Origin of the sequence: Aeromonas sp. MdU4, assembly GCF_041929505.1 — a bacterium.
Classification (GTDB): domain Bacteria; phylum Pseudomonadota; class Gammaproteobacteria; order Enterobacterales; family Aeromonadaceae; genus Aeromonas.
Window position 1 is genome coordinate 161,884 of sequence record NZ_JBHFMW010000006.1, and the last position, 21,719, is coordinate 183,602.

Annotated in this window: 16 protein-coding genes and 1 riboswitch; of the genes, 5 read left to right on the forward strand and 11 right to left on the reverse strand. The window is 61.5% G+C overall.

Annotated features, from left to right (window positions below; genetic code table 11):
- A complete protein-coding gene (locus ACE1BR_RS04420; RefSeq protein ID WP_374867956.1) occupies window positions 1-933 on the forward strand; it encodes a LysR family transcriptional regulator in 933 nt (310 codons plus the stop codon).
- A 21-nt stretch (window positions 934-954) separates the two neighbouring features.
- On the opposite strand, the gene ACE1BR_RS04425 is transcribed toward ACE1BR_RS04420, so the two are convergent.
- The 6 genes from ACE1BR_RS04425 to ACE1BR_RS04450 form a co-directional block, all read right to left on the reverse strand.
- Complete coding sequence (locus ACE1BR_RS04425) at window positions 955-1,278, reverse strand: DUF1820 family protein (protein WP_234662975.1); 324 nt, start codon at window positions 1,276-1,278, stop codon at window positions 955-957.
- A gap of 128 nt (window positions 1,279-1,406) precedes the next feature.
- Window positions 1,407-2,294, reverse strand: coding sequence for a YjjW family glycine radical enzyme activase (locus ACE1BR_RS04430; protein ID WP_374867958.1), 888 nt, complete (start codon window positions 2,292-2,294; stop codon window positions 1,407-1,409).
- 11 nt (window positions 2,295-2,305) lie between these two features.
- Entirely contained in the window at window positions 2,306-3,832 is a 1,527-nt protein-coding gene (locus ACE1BR_RS04435) for a YjjI family glycine radical enzyme (protein WP_374867960.1), read from the reverse strand.
- A gap of 122 nt (window positions 3,833-3,954) precedes the next feature.
- On the reverse strand, window positions 3,955-4,290 hold the full coding sequence (locus tag ACE1BR_RS04440) for an AzlD domain-containing protein (RefSeq protein ID WP_374867962.1): 336 nt from the start codon (window positions 4,288-4,290) through the stop codon (window positions 3,955-3,957).
- A 1-nt stretch (window position 4,291) separates the two neighbouring features.
- On the reverse strand, window positions 4,292-4,999 hold the full coding sequence (locus ACE1BR_RS04445; protein ID WP_374867964.1) for an AzlC family ABC transporter permease: 708 nt from the start codon (window positions 4,997-4,999) through the stop codon (window positions 4,292-4,294).
- A 120-nt stretch (window positions 5,000-5,119) separates the two neighbouring features.
- Window positions 5,120-5,596, reverse strand: coding sequence for a murein L,D-transpeptidase family protein (locus tag ACE1BR_RS04450; RefSeq protein WP_374867966.1), 477 nt, complete (start codon window positions 5,594-5,596; stop codon window positions 5,120-5,122).
- Window positions 5,597-5,875: 279 nt separating this feature from the next.
- Here ACE1BR_RS04450 and ACE1BR_RS04455 point away from each other — a divergent pair, with 279 nt between their 5' ends.
- Window positions 5,876-9,058: a S41 family peptidase gene (locus ACE1BR_RS04455; protein WP_374867968.1), complete on the forward strand. Its 3,183-nt coding sequence runs from the start codon at window positions 5,876-5,878 to the stop codon at window positions 9,056-9,058.
- A gap of 120 nt (window positions 9,059-9,178) precedes the next feature.
- A complete protein-coding gene (locus ACE1BR_RS04460) occupies window positions 9,179-9,412 on the forward strand; it encodes a hypothetical protein (protein WP_374867970.1) in 234 nt (77 codons plus the stop codon).
- A 133-nt stretch (window positions 9,413-9,545) separates the two neighbouring features.
- Here ACE1BR_RS04460 and ACE1BR_RS04465 read toward each other — a convergent pair whose 3' ends face one another.
- The 5 genes from ACE1BR_RS04465 to ACE1BR_RS04485 all read right to left on the reverse strand — a co-directional run bounded on the left by ACE1BR_RS04465 (window position 9,546) and on the right by ACE1BR_RS04485 (window position 17,849).
- Window positions 9,546-9,866, reverse strand: a complete 321-nt coding sequence (locus tag ACE1BR_RS04465) for a hypothetical protein (protein WP_374867972.1) — start codon at window positions 9,864-9,866, stop codon at window positions 9,546-9,548.
- A complete protein-coding gene (pgaC, locus tag ACE1BR_RS04470; protein WP_374867975.1) occupies window positions 9,853-11,103 on the reverse strand; it encodes a poly-beta-1,6-N-acetyl-D-glucosamine synthase in 1,251 nt (416 codons plus the stop codon). The genes ACE1BR_RS04465 and pgaC overlap by 14 nt, the downstream gene beginning before the upstream one ends.
- Window positions 11,100-13,049 carry a poly-beta-1,6-N-acetyl-D-glucosamine N-deacetylase PgaB gene (gene pgaB, locus ACE1BR_RS04475; protein WP_374867977.1) on the reverse strand — a complete coding sequence of 650 codons (1,950 nt, stop codon included), beginning with the start codon at window positions 13,047-13,049 and terminating at the stop codon, window positions 11,100-11,102. The genes pgaC and pgaB overlap by 4 nt, the downstream gene beginning before the upstream one ends.
- Window positions 13,049-15,433 (reverse strand): poly-beta-1,6 N-acetyl-D-glucosamine export porin PgaA, encoded by a 2,385-nt coding sequence (pgaA, locus tag ACE1BR_RS04480; RefSeq protein ID WP_374867979.1) that lies wholly within the window; start codon window positions 15,431-15,433, stop codon window positions 13,049-13,051. The genes pgaB and pgaA overlap by 1 nt, the downstream gene beginning before the upstream one ends.
- A 571-nt stretch (window positions 15,434-16,004) precedes the next feature.
- Window positions 16,005-17,849 (reverse strand): M3 family metallopeptidase, encoded by a 1,845-nt coding sequence (locus ACE1BR_RS04485; protein WP_374867981.1) that lies wholly within the window; start codon window positions 17,847-17,849, stop codon window positions 16,005-16,007.
- Between the two features lie 279 nt (window positions 17,850-18,128).
- On the opposite strand from ACE1BR_RS04485, the gene ACE1BR_RS04490 reads away from it, so the two are divergent.
- Window positions 18,129-19,811: a methyl-accepting chemotaxis protein gene (locus ACE1BR_RS04490; RefSeq protein WP_374867983.1), complete on the forward strand. Its 1,683-nt coding sequence runs from the start codon at window positions 18,129-18,131 to the stop codon at window positions 19,809-19,811.
- A 265-nt stretch (window positions 19,812-20,076) separates the two neighbouring features.
- Window positions 20,077-20,162, forward strand: a riboswitch (cyclic di-GMP riboswitch).
- Window positions 20,163-20,227: 65 nt separating this feature from the next.
- Window positions 20,228-21,652: an N-acetylglucosamine-binding protein GbpA gene (gene gbpA / locus ACE1BR_RS04495; RefSeq protein ID WP_374867985.1), complete on the forward strand. Its 1,425-nt coding sequence runs from the start codon at window positions 20,228-20,230 to the stop codon at window positions 21,650-21,652.
- Window positions 21,653-21,719 lie beyond the last annotated feature (67 nt).

Genomic DNA, 21,719 nt, shown 5'->3' on the forward strand with positions numbered 1-21,719 from the left:
ATGGATCTGATCGCGCTCTCGAGATTGGGCGGTCGCCATCTGGTCACCCTGCACCTGCTGCTCGACAACCAGAGCGTCACCCGCACCGCCGAACGGCTCTGCACCACCCCTTCCACCATCAGCAAAACCCTCAACCAACTGCGGGATCTGCTGGGAGATCAACTGCTCTACCGTCAGGGCAACCAGCTACTGCTCACCCCCATGGCCGAGCGACTGGCCCCGACCCTGCACCGGTTGTTGGGGGAGCTGAACGGCCTCACTCGCCAGAATGCCTTTGCCCCCGAGCAGTGGCAGGGCACCTTGCGGCTGGGATTGCGCGAGAGTGTGATGAGCTGGCCGGTTGGCCCCATTCTGGGTCAGCTGATGAGAGAGGTGCCCGGCATGGTGCCGGAGATCTGGAACAAGGATGAGCAGGGGCTGGAGGCACTGGCAGCGGGCAAGCTCGACTTCGTGATCCTGCCCCATGACCAGAGCCAGCCGTTACCACGTCAGCCGAGGCTGGTGTGGGAGACCCTGCGGGAAGAGCAGCTGGTCTGCCTGCTGCGCAAGGATCACCCGGCGCTGTCGCGCCCCTGGGATCTCGATGCCTACCTGAGCTGGCGCCACATCGCCATCCGCGATCAGGAGCTGGCCAACCCCTTCTTCGAGCAGAGCCTGGCCCAGCAACAGGTGCGCCGCCAGATTGGCGCTACCCTGCCCGATTTTGCCAGCGCTGCCGCTCTGCTGCCCCAATGTGACCTGATCCTCACCGCCATCGGAGGCTGGGCAGCCCGCATGGCCTGTCAGCCGGATCTGGAGATCCGGCCCGTTCCGTTCGATTACGGCAAGGTGAGTCACAGTCTGGTGTGGTATGGGCCAGCCGGGGATGGCTCGGCCCGCCACTGGTTCCGTCAGCGGATCCTGCAACTGGGCCGGGAGTTGACGCCGCCCTGAGCCGGGCGGCAACGCCAGCTGTCAGGGGCGTTTGGTATAGATGGGGCTGGGGAAATGGGAAACATTGCTGCCCAGCTCGGTGATGCGGGCAGCGCCCTGTTTTTTCACCCGATCGATGCGCAGCACCTGATGCATGGGGATCAGGGAGTGGCGCACATCGGCAAATTCGCTCTTGAGCTTCTCGTGACTGGGGTCAACGATGAGCGCCGTGTGGTTGTCCCAGACAAAGTCGGCAATTTCGATGAAGCCGAACAGCTGGCCCTGATTCACCTCGCGCACATAGACTTCGTAGCGCTCGCTGTGGCAGATAAATTGAACCCGATATAATGCCTTGCTTTCACTCATGATTCTCTGTCATTGAGGGGGAAGAAGATGGCCGATATTCTAGCCGCCGTTCTCACCCCCTCCAATAGACAGAAATCACAGTTGCATCCTCTTTCTACTCCCTTTTGGTCAGGGAATGACGCTGTCTCTCACAGCATCAGGGCAGGCAGTGAAACAGGCCCCAAACCCGCTGCGCGCAGGCGGCTGGCCAGCAGTTCCAGCTCGTCACGGGTCGCCTCGGGCCATTGTGCCGCCGCCCCCCTCACCCCGTGGTGGCGAAAGCCGTTGATACGGATCGGTACCGCACCAAGCTGATGCAAAAATTGGCTGAGATTGTGATCCAGCTCACCCTCTCCATCCAGAAAATCGCTCTGGCCCGGCACATGGAGCAGCCGCAGCTCAGCCAACTTGCCATGACGAGCCAACAGCTCAAGCGAAGCCAGCACCCGCTCGCGGCCATAGCCGGTCAGCGAGTGATGCACCGAATCGCGCCACCCCTTGAGATCGAGCATGGCGCCGTCGAGCACTGGCAGCAGCCGCTGCCAACCCGCCGCGCCGAGAGAACCGTTGCTGTCGAGCAGACAGCTGAGATGGGCCAGATCCGGCGCCCCCTTGATTGCACCAAACAGCGCAACCACAAAAGGGAGCTGGGTGGTCGCCTCGCCGCCGGAGACGGTGATGCCGCTCAGCAGCGGACCGTAGCTGCGCAGCAGGGCCAGCACCCCGGCCACCGTCATGGTGGCAATCTTCGGATTGGCGCTGCGCGGGCAAACATCGAGACAGGCGTCGCAGTCGGTACAGAGCACCTCCCGCCAACGGACCTTGCCATCAAGCTGGCTTAGGGCTCCGCTCGGGCAGGCCGCAAGGCAGTCGCCGCAATCGTCGCACAGCCCTATGGTGTGCGGGTTGTGGCAGCCGGGGCAGCGGAAGTTGCAGCCCTGCAGGAAGAGCACCAACCGGTTGCCCGGCCCGTCAACGCAAGAGAACGGCAGCACCCTGCTTACCAGGGCGCTGCGTTTCAGCAAAGCGTCATCCATCAAGATGGCGCTCAATACTCGCAGATGGTTGCTTCATGGGCTACTACCCGCGGTGCCCGCTGACGTATGGCGGTCACCTCACTCGCCTCGGCGCCGAGACAAGTGGTCTGCAAGCGTGAGCCCTCTTCTGCGAATCGGGCCACGTCGCTCTTGCGGATCATATAGCCGGTCACCCGCACCAGATCGCTGTCCGCCACGTTGGCGGTGAACTCGCGCATGCCGATGGCGAGCGCCCCCTTGCAGAGCTGCAACAGCGCCTGCGGGTTCTGGCGGATGGTGGGATCCAGCGTGAGGATCTCGCTGATCCCCGAGTGGTAATAACCGTGGTGCGGCGCCAGCGCCAGCAGATGGCTGGCCGGATCCGGCTCATGACCGTAAGGGATGCGCACCCCGGGAGTCACAGCCACATCGATGCTGAGGCCACCCTGCGAATGCAGCAAAGCGCGGCCGCCCCAGGCATGGGTTTGCGGCGTTGCAGTGACGTATTCCGAGAGCTGGGCCGAGATGCGATAGCCAAGCTGGTTCGCCTCCTCGTCATGGCCGTAGCGATCCGGCAGATTCTCTTTATCCATCAAGATATTGACCGCTTCCGCCATGCCGTAGATACCGAACATGGGGACGAAACGATCCTCATCCAGCAGCCCCTCCTTGACCAGGAAACTGTCGAAGAAACCGGACTCCTGATGGAGGAAGGCGGCACGCGCCTCGATCAGCTGGGAGGCCAGACGGCAGTAGTGGGGCAGCAGGCAGCCAAGGAAGTCGTCTATGCCCTGAGCCTGTTCAGCGACCCGCTTGAGGGAGATGCGCACCAGGGTGTTGGCGCCACCGGCCTGCGGCAGGGCGTTGTAGCAGCTGACGATGCCAAAACAGCGGGCATCGAAGGTGTCGCGATGGATCGGGTAGTTGGCGATGTGCGGCTTGCTGCACTCGGCGATGTTCTTCACCGCCTGCAGCAGCAGCTCGTCCGGGGTCTGCTCCGGATCGTGGAAGAAGGTGAGGTTGGGCGCCACCTGCTTGAGCTCGTTGTCGATGCGCAAGATCAGGCGGCAGATCCGGTTGTCATCAGGCCCAATGTTGACGTGCATGAAGGCGTCCGGCAGCACCCGATCCAGATAGACCCAGAACCCCTTCAGCTTGCGATAGAGGGTCTCGTCATCCAGCTCACCAACAAACGGCAGCAACAGATGGTCGAGTCGACCCAGCCAGACCGGCATGCCGGTGACGGAGGGGACATGGTGATAGAGGATGCGCAGGGCGTTAAGCGCCTCGTCGAAATCCTGCGGCGCCGCCAGCTCCAGCCAGGCAGAGCCCTGACTCAGGAATTTTTCATAGTCCGGCAGCACATAGCGCGGCTTGTAGGGTGCGTGTCCTTCGAACATGTCACAGACAACCCCCTGCGCCATCGCCTCGGCAACTGCAGCAGGCAGGTCGGGATAGGGCAACGCATTCTCGGCAGCCAGCGCCAGCGCGTGGCTCTTCTGGGCGGGGGAGAGATGGGGATCGCGCACGATGCGCTGACAGGCTTCGGTCAAAGACATGGGACACTCCTTCACGGACAGAGGCCATATCCTTACCCTTTACAGGCTTTTTTTGAAGTGACATTCACAACAATGCGGATGTCAGATAATGACATCCGCCAGACAAGATCACGACACGTTCTTTACCAGAGCAAGAGCTCGGCCACGCCTCCGAACCCGCGCAGCAGGAAGAAGCCCCCCATACCGACCACCACCACGACCAGAGTCGGCAGCCGCAGCAGGGTCAAGAGCGTCACCAACAAGGTGGCGGCCAGGTAGTCAGGATCCCAGTCAAGACCGATCCCCGGCTCGTAGCTAAAGACGATGGGCAACCAGATGGCGGTCAGCACCGACTGGGCCGAGAAGCCGAGAAACGCCCCCATCTCGGCACCCGGCTGATATCGGGTCAACCGAGAGAAAAAGGCGAAGCGGTTGAAAAAGGTGATCAGGGCCAGCAGGCCAATCATCAGCCAGCTCACGTTACCTCCTCATCCGGTGCAGCACATAGCCCACCACCATGCCAGCCAGAGCCGAGACGATGATGTGGATCTCCGCCAGCAGCGGCTTGGTAAGCAGCGCAGTGCCGCCGCTCACCAGAGTGGCCGCCACCATGGGCAGGTTTTTCATGGCGGGAATGGTCATGGCGATGAAGGTAGCGGCGATGGCAAAATCCAGCCCCATGCTGTCGAGTCCATCGATGTACTGACCGGCGGCGATGCCAAGCAGGGTCGCCAGATTCCAGAACAGATAGAAGACAAAGCCCGCGATTAGCGCATATGCCGGATCGAAGCGGCCGCTGCGCTCCCTGTCTTTCAGCGCCACCGCAAACATCTCGTCGGTCAGAAAGAAGGCGAGGCTGGCACGCCAGCGAAGAGAAAGTGGCAACACGTCACGGCGAAAGGTGAAGCCGTAGAGCAGATGCTGGGAGGTGATCACCATGGTTGAGCCCATGATGGGCAGCAGAGGCGTACCCGCACCAAACAGGGTAGTAGCCGAAAGCTGAGCTGCGCCGGCGTAGACCAGCAACGACATCAGCTGGGCCTGGAGAGGGCTCAGCCCTGCCTGCAACGCCAGCGCGCCACACAGGATCCCCCAGGGGATCACCGAAATCGAGAGCGGCAACATATCCAACGTGGCGCGCCACCAGAGCATCCCCGTTCGCTCGGGCAAGCTCGTTGCTGACATCATGTGATCTTCCTTGTCACAGCCAATACGAGCCGAGCAAACTAGCACGGGACAGCGAGTACTGTCACGCCATCACAGGTGGGAAATAAAACGCCCGCGGAGTCGCGGGCGTGCACAAGGGGATCAGGGCTCGATGATGATGGGCGTGCCGGGCTTGATGGCATCCCACACCTCATCCAGATCGTGGTTGAGCATGGCGATGCAGCCGTTGGTCCAGTTGGAGGGCTGTACCCTGCGGTTGCCAATGCTGTTGATCTGACCGTGGATCATGATCATGCCACCGGGGTTTACCCCCTTCTCGTTGGCCGCCTTGATATCGTCCAGATTGGGGTAATTGATGTGGATGGCCTTGTAATAGCCGGAGTTGGTCTTCTTGTAGTCGAGGATATAGCGACCTTCCGGGGTACGCTGATCCCCTTCCCGCTGCTTGTGCCCCTTGGGCGCCGGGCCCAGAGCAATCCAGTAGCGTTTCACCTCTTTGCCATCCTTCATCAGGGTCAGGCTATAGGTGGATTTCTTGACCACCACCATGTCGGCAGACAGGGTGGCAAAACTCAATGCGGGCCAAAGCCCCAACAAACACAGTAATACGGCTCTCATTCCATCCCTCGACAAGCCTCTGTACGGGCTTTGGTGTTGCCAAATCATCTGAACTCGGTTCGCCAGCTGGCGAGCGAGCGCCATGATATTGGATCGCCATCAATACTCAATATGCCCGCTAAAACATATCTTGGCCGCGCCTGCCGCGGCTTGCGCCATCCGCTCGATAAATATCAACAATTAACATTTAAAACAATAGGATGGCCGCATACTTCAGATATGGTACCGGGGCGATTGATCGGCGATGATGACTTTTTAACCCATCGACCGGATCATGCCATGCGCTCTTCGTGCCGCCTCGCCACCCTGCTGCTCTCTTCGCTACTGTGCTCGCCGCTGCTGCTCTGGCTGCCGACTGCCTTCGCCGCAGATGCACTCTGGCTACGGGAGCCCGCCCTCTCCCCCGATGGCAAGCAGCTGGCCTTTACCTGGCAGGGACGCATCTTTATCTCCAGCGCGCAAGGCGGGGCCGCAACCGCACTGACCGGCAGCGACTACCTGAGCCAGCGCCCCATCTGGTCGCCGGATGGCCAGCTGCTCGCCTTTGCCGCCAACCTCTATGGCAACGAGGATGTATTTGTGGTTCCCACCAGCGGCGGCAAGATGGTGCGTATCACCCGCGATTCGCGCACCGATCTGCCGCAGGCGTTCAGCCCCGATGGCAAACAACTGCTGCTGAGCAGCCAGCGGCTGACCGACCCCAACGCCGATCACTTCGTCGCGGAAGGGGTGCAAGGCAGCGCGCTCTACTGGACTCCAGTCACAGGAGGAAAGCTGCAGGCCGATCTGCCACTACCAGCCACCCTGGCTCGCCCCCACGGCACACAGCTCGCCTACCAGATGCCCGCCATGGATCAGCCTTTTCGCAAACACCAGCACTCCTTCGCGGTACCCCGGCTCTGGCTATTTGATGGCAAAGCACACCACCAGCTGACCGAAGATCGCATCGCCGCCACCGATCCGGTCTGGAGCGACCAAGGGGATACCCTCTTTTACCTGAGCGAGCGCAGCGGCGATTTCAACGTCTGGCAGCGCGATCTGGCCAGCGGCAAGGAGCAGCAACTCACCCACTACCAGGGCAATCCGGTACGGGGGCTGAGCGCCTCGCGCAGCGGCGATCTGGTCTGGTCGTGGCTCGGGGAGCTCTACCGCCTCGATGCGGGCAGCAAAGAGCCGCGCAAGCTGCACATTACCCCGCAAGCCGCCAGCGAGCCGGATGAACAGAGCCACTCCAACAATCAGGCGAACGAGATCCTGGTCAGCGAGGAGGGCAAAGAGCTGATCCTGGTGAGCGAGGGAAGCCTGTTCGCCGTTGATCCCGAGCGGGAGCGGGTACGCCAGCTAACCAACTCGCCCAGCGAGCAATCGAGCCCCCTCTTTGCCGAACAGGAGCGTTCGCTCATCTACCTCTCCGAACAGGATGGATCGGCCGCCCTCTATCGCCTGCACAAAGCGGATCCTAAGCGTCTCTTCAGCGATCCGGGCTCGTTGCAGGAGAGCCTGCTGCTGGCCATCCCCGGCAAGGGGATCAGCCGTCCGGTTCTCTCTCCCGATGGCAAGCAACTCGCCTTTGTGGTGGATGGACAAGCCATCCATCTGCTGGATCTGGCGAGCAACAAGCAGCGCGAACTGGTGCCTGCCAGCTTCAACCCCTCCCGTCATGAGGTGCAGCTCGCCTTTGCCCCCGACTCCCGCCATCTGGCCCTCACCTTCCGCCCCGATTCGACCCTGCAGGAGGTTGCAGTGATCGATACCCGGACTGCCAACGCCAAACCGGTCAATGTCAGCCTCAGCGGCTATCAGGATGGCGCTCCGGCCTGGAGCCAGGATGGCGGCATCCTCTACTGGCAGTCGACCCGATACGGGGTGCTGGATGCCGATGGCGAGCCACTGGGCAGCAACCTGCTCGGTATCTACAGCAGCCGGGCTGCCAAAGCGGACTTTATGGCCGAGGTACCCCCTCCCAAAGAAGGCTATGGCTTCGAAACCGAACGACTATCTCATCGGGAGGCGCTGCAGCTCTTCCCCAGCGGTAATTTACTCGCCAGCCGGGTGGTCCACGATCAACTCATCTATCTGGTCGAGGAGAGCCATCCCACCAGCCACGAGAGCGAGATCAAGGGCTACTCGCTCGATCTGCGCAAGGGAGAGACTCGCCAGCTGTTTGGCGACCAGCCGGGACCAGCCCTTGCCACCCTCAATCAGGAGGCAACCCTGGCCACCCTGGTGCGGGACGGGGAGATCACCCGCATAACCCTCGACTCAGGCGAGGCAGTCAGCGCCAGCTTCGAGCTGGTGCAGAGCCGTGGCAAGCACGCCCAGATGGCGGCCGCCTTTGACCAGATCGCCCGTCTCACCCGGGACGAGTTCTATCGCGCCGACATGAACGGGGTGGACTGGAACAGCTATGTCGCCACCTATCGCCGGCTGCTTGCCGGCATCAATAACGGCCGCGACTTTGGCGATCTGCTGGCGGAGCTGGCGGGCGAACTGAACGTCTCTCACACCTGGGGCTATGGCCCCACCCGCTATCCCGATATGGCGGACGAGACCGCCAGTCTCGGTGGCTACTGGCAGGATGGCAAGGAGGGGGTCGTACTGACCCATCTGCTGCCAGGCGGGCCGCTGGATCAGGAGAGCAATATCGCTGCCGGTGCCCGGTTGCTCGCCATCAACGGCAATCCGGTTGCGACCCTCGCCGATCTTGATCGCGCCCTCAACCACAAAGCGGGGGCACGGCTCTCCCTCACCTTCCAGCAGAACGGAAACAAGGAGCAGGACGAGGTGGAGGTAACCGCCATCGATCAGCAGCAAGAGTATCGGCAGCAGCTCGACAGCTGGGTCGCCAAGCGGCGGGATCAGGTCGCCAAACTGAGCAATGGCCGGGTCGGTTACGTCTATCTGCCGGAGATGAACAGCGCCGTCTATGAGGAGCTGGTGTCGGAGGCGCTCGGCCGCTTGCGCAGCAGCGAGGCATTAATTGTCGACGTGCGTTTCAACAAGGGGGGCTATCTGGCCAATACCCTGGTCGGCTTCCTCAGCGGCAGCGGCAAGGAGCAAGGGATGGCGATTTCCGCGCCCAAAGTGGGTCAGGGCGCCAGCGATGCCGCTTCCCGCCAGTGGACCAAACCCTCGGTGGTACTGGCCAACGCAGGTAGCTACTCGGAGGGGTCCGCCTTCCCCGAGTACTATCGCACCCTCAAGATCGGCCCCATCGTCGGCGAGCCGGTGCCCGGCACCGGCACCACGGTCTACGGCCACACTTCCCGCCTCGTGCCGGGCCTCTCCTACGGCATTCCGACGCTGGGGCTGCGCAAACCGGACGGCACCTTCTACGAGAATCAGGAGCTGATCCCGGACCTGCAGGTCCCGCTCACCCCGGCCGACATGGTGGCAGGACGCGACCCGCAGCTGGAGGCTGCCGTCAGCAAGGCACTGACCCTGATACCACAAGCAAAATAGTTTTCAGGGACAACAACATAGGTTGACACCTGCCTGACAGAGGGAGCCAAATGAGAGTCAGATATGTCTGCGGTGGAGTACGGGGAGCGCTCCACCCAGCCAACTCACAGGGAGGAGATGATGCTTACCGCAACTGAAATGCGATTCTGTGCCACCTGCCAGCGTGACACCAACCATATCGTGGTGCTGGTCGACAAATCCTATGGCAAACAGGTGAAACCGGAGCAGAGGCGAAAAGAGTTTTTCAAAGACTTTGTGACCGGCTGGGCGGCCGGACCCTTCCTGGCCAATATGGATCGCTTTGCACGCCACTCCATCTGTGAAAATTGTGGAACAAAAGTAATTGATGAGTGACCAATGATGACCAAAACGACTGGCAGAAAGGGCAATCTTCCTGCCAGCGGCCTCATGCAAGCACACCAAACGCCTCTCCCAGCGCTGCTCCGGTAGCCCCGGCGCAGTACAAAAGGTCGGATCGCGCAGCCTCTTATGAGGATGACCTAGCTGTAGCGGCTCGCTTCCTCATCAAGCGATACAGCAACTTGTTGTATTTCGCCCAAGAGTGGATCAGCAGAAAGATGCCGAACAGCAGGGCCACAAACAGTTGCCCCACCTCGACAGCATCCAGCGAGCCGATAAAGCTCTCGCTCTGCTGCGTCTCCAGATAGCTGAACCAGGGTTGCAGCGCCAGAAACAGCCAGCCCCCCCAGGTCACCAGCAGGATCAGCAGATCCCGCAGCCGATACTTCCAGCTGCGCCGGGTGCCGTTGCTGATGATCATCTCGTTCGCCAACTTATGCTTTGTCACGGAATGACTCTCCTCGGTCAGGGCTTTCCCAGACGGCCAGCTGGCCACGACGGCGCAGGATCGCCTTGGGCACGGCGACGATCACCGTGACCAGATTGAGCAGCCAGTAGATAAGCGGATACCAGACGCACCAGATAAAGCTGCGGGCCATGCTCTTGTCGTAGTGGTTGTCGATAAAGATGCTGACCCCGAACTGCAGCAGGCAGATGGCAGTCATCATCACCCCGGTCCACTGGAACAGGTGACCCACCGCCAGCCCGCTCAAGTCCGGCTCAATCAGCCAGATCAGCGCCAGCAGCAACATGCTGTAGCACCAGGCAACGCTGGAGAGATACTCCAGCAGCAGCAGCCAGAAACGGCGGTTGCGCCAGCGCATCGCCTGCAACCCGTAGCGCAGAAACACCTCGGCGCCCCCCTGCGCCCAGCGTAGCCGCTGCTTGTAGAGGCCGCGCACCGTCTCTGGCATCAGCACCCAGCAGAGCGCCTGCGGTTGGTAGTGGATGAGCCAACCGGCCAGCTGCAGCTTCCAGCTGATGTCGATGTCCTCGGTCACCATGTCATTGCTCCAGCCGCCGACCGCCTCGACCGCCTGCTTGCGAAACGCCACCACCACCCCGGAGACGGTGAAGACGGTGCCGTAGATCCGCTGGGCCCGCTTGATGAGGCCGATGATGGAGCTGAACTCGCCAGTCTGGATCTTGCCGATGATGGTGGAGCGAGTGCGCACCCGCGGATTGCCGGTGACCGCCCCGACCCTCGGGCTCTCGATGAAGTGCTTCACCATCCAGCGCACCGCGTCATAGTCCAGCACCGCATCGCCATCGATACCGACCAGGATCTCCCCGCTAGCCACGGCCAGTCCGTTGTTGAGCGCCATCGCCTTGCCCTGATTGTGCTGGTGGAGCACGGTCAGGCGCGGATCCTGCTGCGCCAGCCGATCCAGCCGTGCACCGGTGTCATCCTTGCTGCCATCGTTGATGGCCAGCACCTCGAGATCGGGATAACGCTGACGCAGCAGGTGGCCGATGGTCTCCTCGACGTTGGCTCCCTCGTTGTAGCAGGGCACCATCAAGGTCACTTTGGGGTAATAGGGGAGCGTCAGCCCCTGCTTGGCCAGCGCGATATCCCGCCGCTCCCACTGGAAGTAGTAATAGAGCCCACCGCAGACCCACACCATCGCCATCAGACTGGGATAGGCCAGGGTAAAGATGGCGATCCCTTCAAGAAGCTCCTTCACCGTGTTGCCTCCACGCGGGTGGCCGTGGCAGCACTGGCAGCGACCGGCGTAGTTGGCAGCTGGGGCTGGGTCTGCACCGAGAAGACCGGCTTGAGCACCGCCGGATCCGGCTGATTGTTGTGAAAATCATCCGGGTAGTAGCCAAAGTTGGTCACCCCCTTGCGCTGGATGATCTCCATCCAGCGCGCCAGCTCGGCGTCGGGAATGGGTTGGTCGGTACGCCAGTTGCGGCTCTGCAACTCGAACACCAGTCGATTGGCCGGCACCTGGGCCAGCGAATCTTCCGCCAGCCTGGCCAGCCACTGGTCGGGGTTTTCCGCCTGCTCCATATAGGGCATGGCCATCACGGCGGTGTAGTCATAGGCCTTGGCAAACGCCGCCATGCTCTGGGCAAACCACTGCTGGGATTGCGGCTCGGTCACCAGCGCCGCATAGATGTTGCGGGCGGTCTTAAGGCCGTCGGCGCCCCCCTGCCGGTAACGGGCTGCGGCATCGCGCAGCGCCATGGTGAAGTCGATCAGCAGATCGGTCTTCTGCTCCCCTTGCGCCTGCAGCGCATCCGGAGTGCGCGCCAGCGGCATCGGCCCCTCGTAGTCGCTGAGGAAGGCGTCGTCATGGAACAACAGGCCATCAAACTTGGTGTAAAAACCGAGATCCTCGTAGATATCCAGCAGCAGCTGACGACTGGCAGGATCCCAGGGCGAGAGGCGCAGATACTGCTCTTTGGCCGGAGCGCCGGTACGGCTGTCGGTGACATAGGCGTGGTTCGGCCCCATGTCATAGGCCATCACCGGCATCCAGGCGAACACCTTGACCCCGGCCCGGGTCTTGAGCTGCCAGGCCACCCGATTGAAGAGATCTGCCTTGACCGGCATATGACGGTTGGGGAAATAGAGCGCCTCCGCCACCCCGTCGCCATTGTCATCGGCATAGGCCTGCAGATAGACGGTGGTGATGCCGTAGCCCTTGATCCGATCCAGCAGCATGTCGATGTTCTTGTTCATCTGCAGCGGATCCTTGTCATAGACATAGTCCAGATCCACGTGCACCAAACGCTCCACCTGCCGCTCCCAGGTATTACCCCCCATGATCTCGTCCAGAGTTTCGAGGCTGGTGTCCTCCTCCAGCAGATAGCGGCGCACCGTGCTGCCCGAGTCACCCAGCTTGTTGAGCCCTTCGATCAGCGTGAAGGTGTAGGGCATCCCGGCGGCCCGGGCCAGTTCCAGCGCCGTCTGGTTGAAGGCGCCGTAGGGCCAGACCAGGATCCGTGGCACCCGACCGGTCTGCTCCCTGAGCTGGCTGGCCGAGGCGTCGAAGTCGGCTTTTATCCGGGCCCGATAGTCGGCCATGCTCTCGTAGCCATGCTGGCTCCAGCCTGCGGTGGTGACCGCTGGCTGCACGTTGCCCTGCGGGTTGGCGAGCAGCCCGTAGTGGGAGGTGAAGGTGTGGGAGGCCAGCTCTACCAGCCCGGAGGCCTGCATCTCGCGGATCTGCGGCCAGCCGACAAAGTAGTTGCGTGGCAGCTTGTCATTGCCGTACGGGACCATCTTGTCATCGGCTACATCCAGCCAGCTGCCCACCAGCGCAAAAACCGCCGGGTAGTTGTAGAGCTTGAGCAGCGGATAGACCAGCCGGTAGAAGCTCTCGTAGCCATCGTCGAAGCTGAGCAGGATCGCCTTCTCCGGCAGCGGTGCCTTGCCCGCTTTGGCATCCAGGATCTGCTGGAAGCTGACCGGGTGATAGCCCTGTTGCTTGATCCAGTTGAAATGGCGGATCAGGGTGTCGCGCCGGATGGTCTGGGGATAGAGCTTGAGGTTGGGGGTCAATTTCAGATCGACGATATCGTGGTAGCAGAGCACCACGTAGTCATCGGGTTGCCGGGCCGCCTGCGTCAGCGAAGGCAGCAGTGCAAGCAGCAAAACGAAAGGAGCAAGCCAGCGTTTCATCACATGAAACTCCATTGCAGATTGGCGAAGATGAAATTTCCGAACTCGGGGTTACCGTCATAGATGGCCTGACGGCGGCCCAGGCCATAGCCCAGGCTGAGGGCGGGAGAGAGGATCCAGTCATGGCGATAGCTGAGCTGCCAACCCTGATCGCTGCCATAGCCCTGCTGCCAGTAGTTGTTGCCACTGATGATCAGGCTCTGCAGCAGGGAGCGACGGCCAGCCAGCGGTAGTCGATAGCGCCCCGCCAGCTCCAGCTCGAGATTGCGATCCTGCAGGGGGTTGAAGTAGTCGACCTCCACCGCCTCGTTGCGGGAGGTGGCGCCGCGCAAGGTGGTATCGAACCACCAGCGATCCCGACGCCAGAGATCCTGACGCAACCAGCCGGAGGCGGTCAGCCGCCGGTTGCCATCGCTGATATCCATCCGCTCCAGCCGCAGTGCCCCCTCGCGGGTCTCATCCTGACGCCAGCCCAGATCGAGCTGGTATTGATCGGCGTAGTTGCCGCGCGCCAATGCCCGCAGCGGGGTATCGGCACTGTTGAGGTTGATGGCCGAGCCCAGCGTCCAGTGATCATCCAGCCGCCAGTCAAGGCGACTCCACAGATAGCCTTTGTGGTTGAGCTCGCTACCCGTGCCCCCCTCCAGCGTCAATTGCAGCGGATAGAAGGCAAGCTCGGCCCCCAGCCCGGTATAGGCGGCGCGCTCGGGCTGCTGGTCGAACTCGCCAAAGCTGCCCTGACGACGGACAAACAGCCGATCGCCGCCATCGCTGCGAGCGCTGTAGAGGCGGCTGTCGTAGCTCCAGTCTCGACTGGCCTGCACCGAGCCCCCTTCGTTGCGGCCATGGGTCAGCTCGGTGACAAATTGTGGCGCCTGCTCCAAAGTCAGCCGCTGTTGCAGCTCCTGACGATCGCGGGTCAGGTTGCCAAGGGTGCGCACGGCCTGCGGCGTGCCCTGCCAGTCGCCCTTGTCGAGCCGGGCATTGAGACGACCGGGCTCGGCCAGCACGGTGCGTCCGGCAGGCAGCCAGTGCACCGCCTGCTGATACGCCTGCTCGGCTTCATCGGGATGACCCCGCCAACGGCGAATATCCCCCAGTTGCAGCCAGAGCCAGGGGTTGGCTGGCGCGGTTTGCAGCCACCCTTCCAACTGTTTCTCTGCGGCGCCCGCCTCACCACGCCAGGCCTGCAGCAGGGTTTTCAGCTGCAACACCTTCTCGTAGTCGTCGTTGGCCATCCGCATATTGCCGGTGAAATCCCAGCGCGTCGGCGGCTCCTGCCAACCGGCCAGCAGACCCTGTGCCGCACCATAGCGCTCGCCATCCGCATAGGCGTAGAAGCGCTTCTCCAGCAGCCGCTTGTCTTTGGCGCGGGCCAGCGTTGCCAGTTGCTGGTAAATCACGGAGGCCTCATCCGCCCGCCCCAGTCCGGCCAGCGCATCGGCGCGCGCCTCCAGTACATAGTCGGGTAGCGGCCCCTCGGCCTGCAGCGCGGCGGACTCCTGCTCGGCCCGGGCAAAGTCACCGAGCGCCACCAGCGTCACCACCACATCGCGGCGGGCACTGATGTAGAGCACATGATCGTGTGGCGCACGGGCCAGGATCCGGTCCTGCAGCGCCAGCGTGCGGGTCAGGGAGCGACGGGCCAGTACCGGATCCTCGGTCTGGGCCGAGATCCGCAACAAATTGACCGCCTGGTAGTAGTCGAGCCAGAGCCGATCGACCGGCTTGAACAGCTCAGGGTAACGGCCCATCAGCTCTGCGGCCGCTGGGCCAGCCCCCAGACTCACCGCCACCCGATAGAGCGCCAGCACCTGATCGGGGTTGTCCGGCGCCAGCTCCAGCCACTGCTGGCGGGCCAGCAGCTCGCCCATGGGGTCTTCACTCTGACGGGCGGCATAGATACGGGCATCGAGGAGCGCCTGATCGCGACCAAAACGGGCTTCATATTCAGTCGCTGCGCTGCGGGCCAGCTCGCGGTTGCCCTGATCGCTGGCGGTGAGAAACAGCCCGAGCCAACCATTGCGGTTGGCGGGATCGCGCCCCTGCAGGACGCGGTAATAGCTGATCGCCTCGGAGTAACGCTTCTCGTCGCGGGCGGCACGGGCCACCCCTTCCAGCGTGCTGTTGCTGATGGCGCTGAACTCGCACGGCTCGCAGGCGGCCAATGCCCCCTTGCGATCACCACGCCACAGCTGCACGGCGATCAAATCGTCGAGCACCTTGCCATCACCACTCTGCCGATAGAGGGCATCCAGCCCGTGCGCCGCCCCATCCAGATCCCCGGCCCGGGCCTTGATCACCCAGGCTTCGCGCGCCCTGTCTACCTCACTGGCACACACCAGCAGAGGTAACAGCACCAACATCAAAAAGATGCGATTCATTCGCAACATACCACCCATAACAAACGCTGGTCATATCGTCCCTGCACGGCCATACGGATATCCACACCCGTCCGCTCCTGCCCGATAAGCAAGAGAACGTCCTGACTTGTGTGCTGATTTTGAGGGTGAAAGGCGGGCGATGAGCCGACACCTTTCCTATGTGCGGCCCAGCCATCTCCGGGCGGAGATCTGAGGCTTTCCGAACCCGATTCACATCGGGAGTGGCAAGGCGGGCGATTTTGCAGCTGTGGACAATTTAGTCAATCTGATGAGATGGGAATGGTTATCAACTGGACTATCCGGTTCGATACTTATGCACCCGGCTAACGACCGAAACAGGATTCACAAAATGCATCAGGGCACGTGGATAGCGGGTTCCCCTCCCTTGCGGAGCGGCCCGGCACTTCGTGTTCATACGAATACATATCTGATGAAAAGATCGCAGAGAACATCAGCAAAACGACAGAAATTGTCGCACCACATCCCCCGCAAGGTCACTGATGTCATGGCTGCGACAACCAATGGTCATAAAAAGCAGAGCTCCCGGCCTGATCGCCGGGAGCCAACAGAATTACCCGATGGATGCGGTTGGGTAATGGTTATGGATCCACGCCTCGAAGTCGGCCAGCATGCGACTCTCCGACTCGCGGTTGTCGGCGATGAGCTCGGCGCCGTGCACCACCCGGATATGGGCGTCGAGGGGCGAGCCCGCACCGGCAGTTGGCCGCTGCTGCGCGGCCGCCATGCAGGCTTGCGCTTGCTGCCAGGATTCGGCAGCGCTCAGGTTGCACGCCTCGGCCAGCGGCACTGCGCTAAACCCCTCGCCGGTCAGACTGCACAGGGTCTCATCGTGACTCATGCCGTTGCCCGGCCCCCAGTAGTGGTCGGCCAGATCCGGCCCGATGCGCGGGTTGTCGGTGAGGTAACCATCCCGTTTCAGGAAGTAGGCGCGGGTCTGCTCCACCGCCATCAGCGCCAGCAGGTAGCCATGATAGGCGCAGGCCGACTCCTGATTAAGGAGGTGCGGAATAGCCAGCAGCGGGCGCGGGCTCTCTACCCCGACGATCTGGCGCTCCCACTTGCGGGCCAGTGCCAGCACTGCCTCGGGGGTGCGTTCGGCCTCATCCATGGCGTAGAGATCCCGCTCGAAGTAGGCCACCAGCGCGATCTGGCGCTCGTTGAAGGCACGAAACGGCTGGCGCGCCTCGATCATCGCCTTGATGAGCGCATCGGGGATCGCCTCTCCTGCCGCGTTTCTGGCGTAGCGTTTGAGCCAGTCTGCATCGTCCAGCAGGCTGTCACAGAACATCGACTGGGTCTCGGCATAGGCCATCGACGTGGGCGGGAACTCCTGGGAGAAACAGGGGGCGTTGCCGGTGACATTGGCAAAGTGCGCAGCGTGACCGCCCTCGTGGAACAGGGTGTTGAGGCCACTCCAGCCGCTGCCCACCTGCGCCGGATCGGCCAGGCTGGTGAAGTTGACCACCGCCGGTATCCACTCACCCTGCTGGAAGAAGCTCGGTACCGGGCCATGGCAGAAGCCGTTCTCGTATTTCCCCTCCCGGGTCAGCAAGTCCAGGGTCAGGGTCGCACCGCGATACTGGATGCCGAGACGGCGGAAGCTCTCGACCCAGTCCCGCAGCGCCCGTGAGAAGGGCACATAGGGGTCGAGCTGGCGGGTCACATCGCCACTGATGGAGTAGCGCAGGTTGTGGGGCAACAAGGCAGCCTCCCCCTTGGCCGCTTTCAGTTCGGCGAGACTCTGCTGCAGCCGGGCGTCAGTACGGGCGATGAAGTCGTCGAGGATGGCGAACAGCTGATCCGGGCTCATCTGCTCGTTCTTGCGTACCTTGTAGTCGAAGTAGTCGCGATAACCCATGGCCCGGGCAAAGCGGTTGCGCAGGGCGACAATCTCGAGAAAACCACTGCCGACCACCCACTGCTCCAGGGTGTGGAACATGGCGAGCGCACTCTGGCGCACCGCCTCGTTCGGGCTGGCGGCCAATGAGGTGCTGGCGGCAGGCAGACTACCGGCCACCTGCTGGCCCTGTTCGTCCAGCAGGGTCAACTTCAACTCGCGGCGCCGGGCGAACAGATCCGCCTCGGCGGCCACCAGCTCATCCATCAGGGCCGCGGCAGCCGGTTCTTCAATCACGTTGCACTCGAAGAAAGCCAGCCAGCCTTGCAGACCACGCTTGAGATCATCCTGTTCGGCCAGCACCAGCATCTCCCGCAATGCGGGCAAGCGGCCCGGATTGGCACAGAACGCCTTATAGGCCTGCTCGGCAGCGGTGAAACCGGTCTGATCATCGCTGGTGCCCATATAGGTGGCCCAAAAGAGATCCTCTTTGCGTCTGTGTACCTCCAGGTAGTCGGCGTTGAGCTGGTTGAAGTAATTCCTGGCAATGGAACTCATAAATTCCCTCTTGTTATGGGGTCACCCAAACCGGGGCCCGCTCCTTTTTTTGATGAAATGCCAAACCCTTCACACTCTTTGGCAAAAATTGCGCTGGGATGCGCCTCAACACGCTACCACAAAGTGGGTGCTTGCTGTCTGCTGACTATACTGATGTCAAAACACTCATTTAAAAACAGGTGGCAACTTACTGAAAGTAAATGGGTTGTTAATTTTTCATCAACAGGCTGCCGCAGTAACGCGCCATACAAAATCAACAGGGATAATGAGGGTTTAGTCATGTTCAAGCTCGGTGATATCACCGTGAGCCGCAAATTGATCTTGCTGCTCACGTTGGCGTTTGTCGGTTTCGTTGCACTGCTGCTCATTTCGGCCAACGCACTCCAGCGCAATCTGATGAGTGAGCGGGAAGCGCGACTCAATGCGGTATTGAGTCAGGCCATGAGCCAGATCCAGTTTCTGGCCAGCACACTGCCAGCAGAGCAGGCCCAGCAGGAAGCACGCAAGCTGCTGACCAATATGCGTTTTGATGGCAACAACTACCTGTTTGTCATCGACGAGAGCCGCAAGATGCTGGTGCATCCTATCCGCCCGGAGCTGGTCGGCCAGACCATGGGAGAAGGGACGGGAGCCACCGCAGGACAGTTCTGGCACCAGATGGTCGACATCGCCCGCGGTGGCAAGCAGGGCACTTTGCAATATATCTGGACCGGCCCGTCAGGGGAGACCGCCGACAAGCTCTCCATGGTGTCAGGCTATCAACCCTGGGGCTGGATCCTCGGTTCCGGCATGCTGCTGCAGGATATTCAGCAGACCATCTGGGCCCAATACATGAAGATGGGCAGCGCCACGGGCATCATCATCCTGCTGATGGGGCTGCTGGGCTGGCGCATCACCCACTCCATCGTCTCCCCGCTCAACCAGATCAACCACGCAATGCAGCGGGTCGCCAAGGGGGATCTGGTGGTGAGCATTCCGGTACAGGGCAAGGATGAGCTGGGCATGGTCGCCCGCTGCACCAACCAGAGTCTCGATGCCATCCGTCACGCCCTGCTGGAAGCTAGCCTGGGGGCCCGCAACGTAGCCGATGCAGCCCTGCGCATCGCCGCCTCTGCCGAGCAGACCAATCAGGCGGTGACCAGCCAGCGGGATCAGCTGGCCCAGCTCGCCACTGCCATGAACGAGATGAGTGCCACCATCTCCGATGTGGCCGGTCACGCCGAGAACACCGCCCGCGATACCCAGGAGGCGACCGGTGAAGCCGGACTCGGTAACCGTGACGTTCACGCCAGCGTGCACGGCATCAAGGCGCTGGCAACCGAGGTAGAGCAAGCCACCCATCAGGTCAACCAGCTCAAAGAGGGGGTCATGCAGATCAGCGAAGTGACCGCTGTCATCAGCGCCATCTCGGATCAGACCAACCTGCTGGCCCTCAACGCAGCCATTGAGGCAGCCCGTGCTGGCGAACAGGGCCGCGGTTTTGCCGTGGTGGCCGACGAGGTGCGCCAGCTGGCCAGCCGCACCCGCCAATCCACCGAGGAGATCCAGAGCACCATCGCCCAGCTGCAGCAACGGGCCGTCAGCGCAGCCAATGCCATGGATGCCAGCCGCAAGCTGGCAGAGAGCAGCGTCGATCAATCCCAGCAGGCGGGCCAGGATCTCACCCTGATCGTCAACCACATCCAGCATGTCAGCGACATGGCGACCCAGATCGCCACCGCCGCCGAGCAGCAAAGCATGGTGGCCGAGGATATGAACCGCAACGTCAGCGGTATCAACGACTCGGCACTGGAGATGTCCCAGTCCGCTTCGCAACTGGCCCAGGAGAGCGAGCTGCTGGCAGGCCTCTCCCGCAGCCTGGATGAACGGCTCGCGGTGTTCAAATTAAGCAAGGAGTCCATCACCACCCCCATGATCCCGCCCTCTCATCATGCCGCCAGCGAACCGCGAGCTCGCCACTGACGACCTCTGGTAGTGCCATCTTGCCCTGCAACCTGCCAGCCATGCTGGCAGGTTTTTTTTAACCACAAAACATGCGTAAATTATGCACTTTATACGCACACACAACAGCTCGCAGACTGCAGGAAAAAAAAATAAATACTTATAAAACAATATGATTAATTAAAAATTAAACGGTTTCGGCCGACATTAAAACATTTAACTTTAAATAATTAATCAAATTGATACACAATGGCCAAGGCCGAGAATTCGGCCTGTAAATACCCATCGAGTCAATTGGCAAACTAACCGAAAGGTCAGGACGCAAAGCCTCCGGTCTAAAGACGCAGTGTCCAGGATAGCGGGGTTGCCACCCCCAGGTGTGCATCGGGGAACACTCCGGCCAACTGACTGCTCACATCTATCGAACAGAGGAATGTATGGCAGCAAAAATCCAACTCAGTCACATCGCTGCAGCACTGGCACTACTGGCCAGCGGCAGCGCACTGGCACACGGCTATATCAGCAAACCCGAAAGCCGCAACTACCTGTGCAATACCACCGGCAACACCCAGTGTGGTGCGGTGCAGTGGGATCCCCAGAGCGTGGAAGGCCCCTCCGGCTTCCCGCAAGCGGGTCCGCCAGATGGCCAAATTGCCTCGGCAGGCAACCCGCGCTGGGGCGAACTGAACGTCCAGACCAGCGATCGCTGGACCAAACGGGAAGTACAGGCAGGTCCCTTCGCCATCAGCTGGCTCTTCACCGCCAATCACATCACCCGCAACTGGCGCTACTACCTCACCAAGCAGGAGTGGAACCCCAACCAACCGCTAACCCGCGCCTCGTTTGATCTGACACCGTTCTGCGTCATCGACGGCAACATGGTGCAACCACCCAAGCAGATGACCCATAACTGTACCCTGCCAGAGCGAACCGGCTATCAGCTGATCCTTGGTGTCTGGGAAGTGGGCGATACCGCCAACAGCTTCTACAACATCATTGATGCCAAGTTCAAAGATGGCAGCCAGCCACCGCTAACGTGGACTCAGTCTGGCACCATCTACCCATCCATCAACCTCGCGGTGGGTGACAAGGCGATGACCCGAGTATTCGATGCCAACGGCGAACGCCCGGAACTGCAGACCGTGCTGACCATCGCCAATGCCGAACAGGGCCAAAAGAACAACTGGGCCCACGCCCTCGCCAGCAAGATCAACGCCGAGCAGTCGCAGATCCGTGCCGGTCAGCAGGGAGCCGATGGCCAGTTCAACCCTGTCTATGGCATGAACCCGGTCTATCTGAAGCGCGGCAGCAATCTGGAACGGGTCGAAATTGACCTGCAACAGCAGCAGCCGCCCGAGGTAGATGGCATCACAGTCAGCGGCCTAGCCAGCGAGTATGTGCTGGACAACGGCAAGGCAACCCTCGACTTCACCGTCACCGCGCAGGGCGACCTGGCGGTCACCAACACCCTGTATGACCATGGCGGCGCCGCCAAGGGAGAGAGCAGTGCCGATATCAAGGACAGCAGCCACACCTTCTCCATGGCGCTGGCCGGGCTCCAGGCTGGGCATCACCAACTGGTGATCAAGGCAGCACCGAAAGCGGGTGGCGACACCATTCAGCAGACCATGGACCTGATGTTCAAGGAGGCGAGCAGTGGCGGCGACTACCAGTTTGTCTTCCCGAACGATATCAAGTCCTACACTGCGGGAACCAAAGTGCTGCAGCCGAAAAACGGCAAGATCTATCAGTGCAAGCCCTTCCCCTACAGTGGCTACTGCGTGCAATGGACAACCACCGCCACCCAGTATGAACCGGGCACCGGTTCCCACTGGCAGAGCGCCTGGAGTGAGCTGAACTGATCCACGTCACTCGTTCATAAAAAAAGGCGTCCCCCGAACGGGGACGCCTTGCAAAGCCACACCTTGC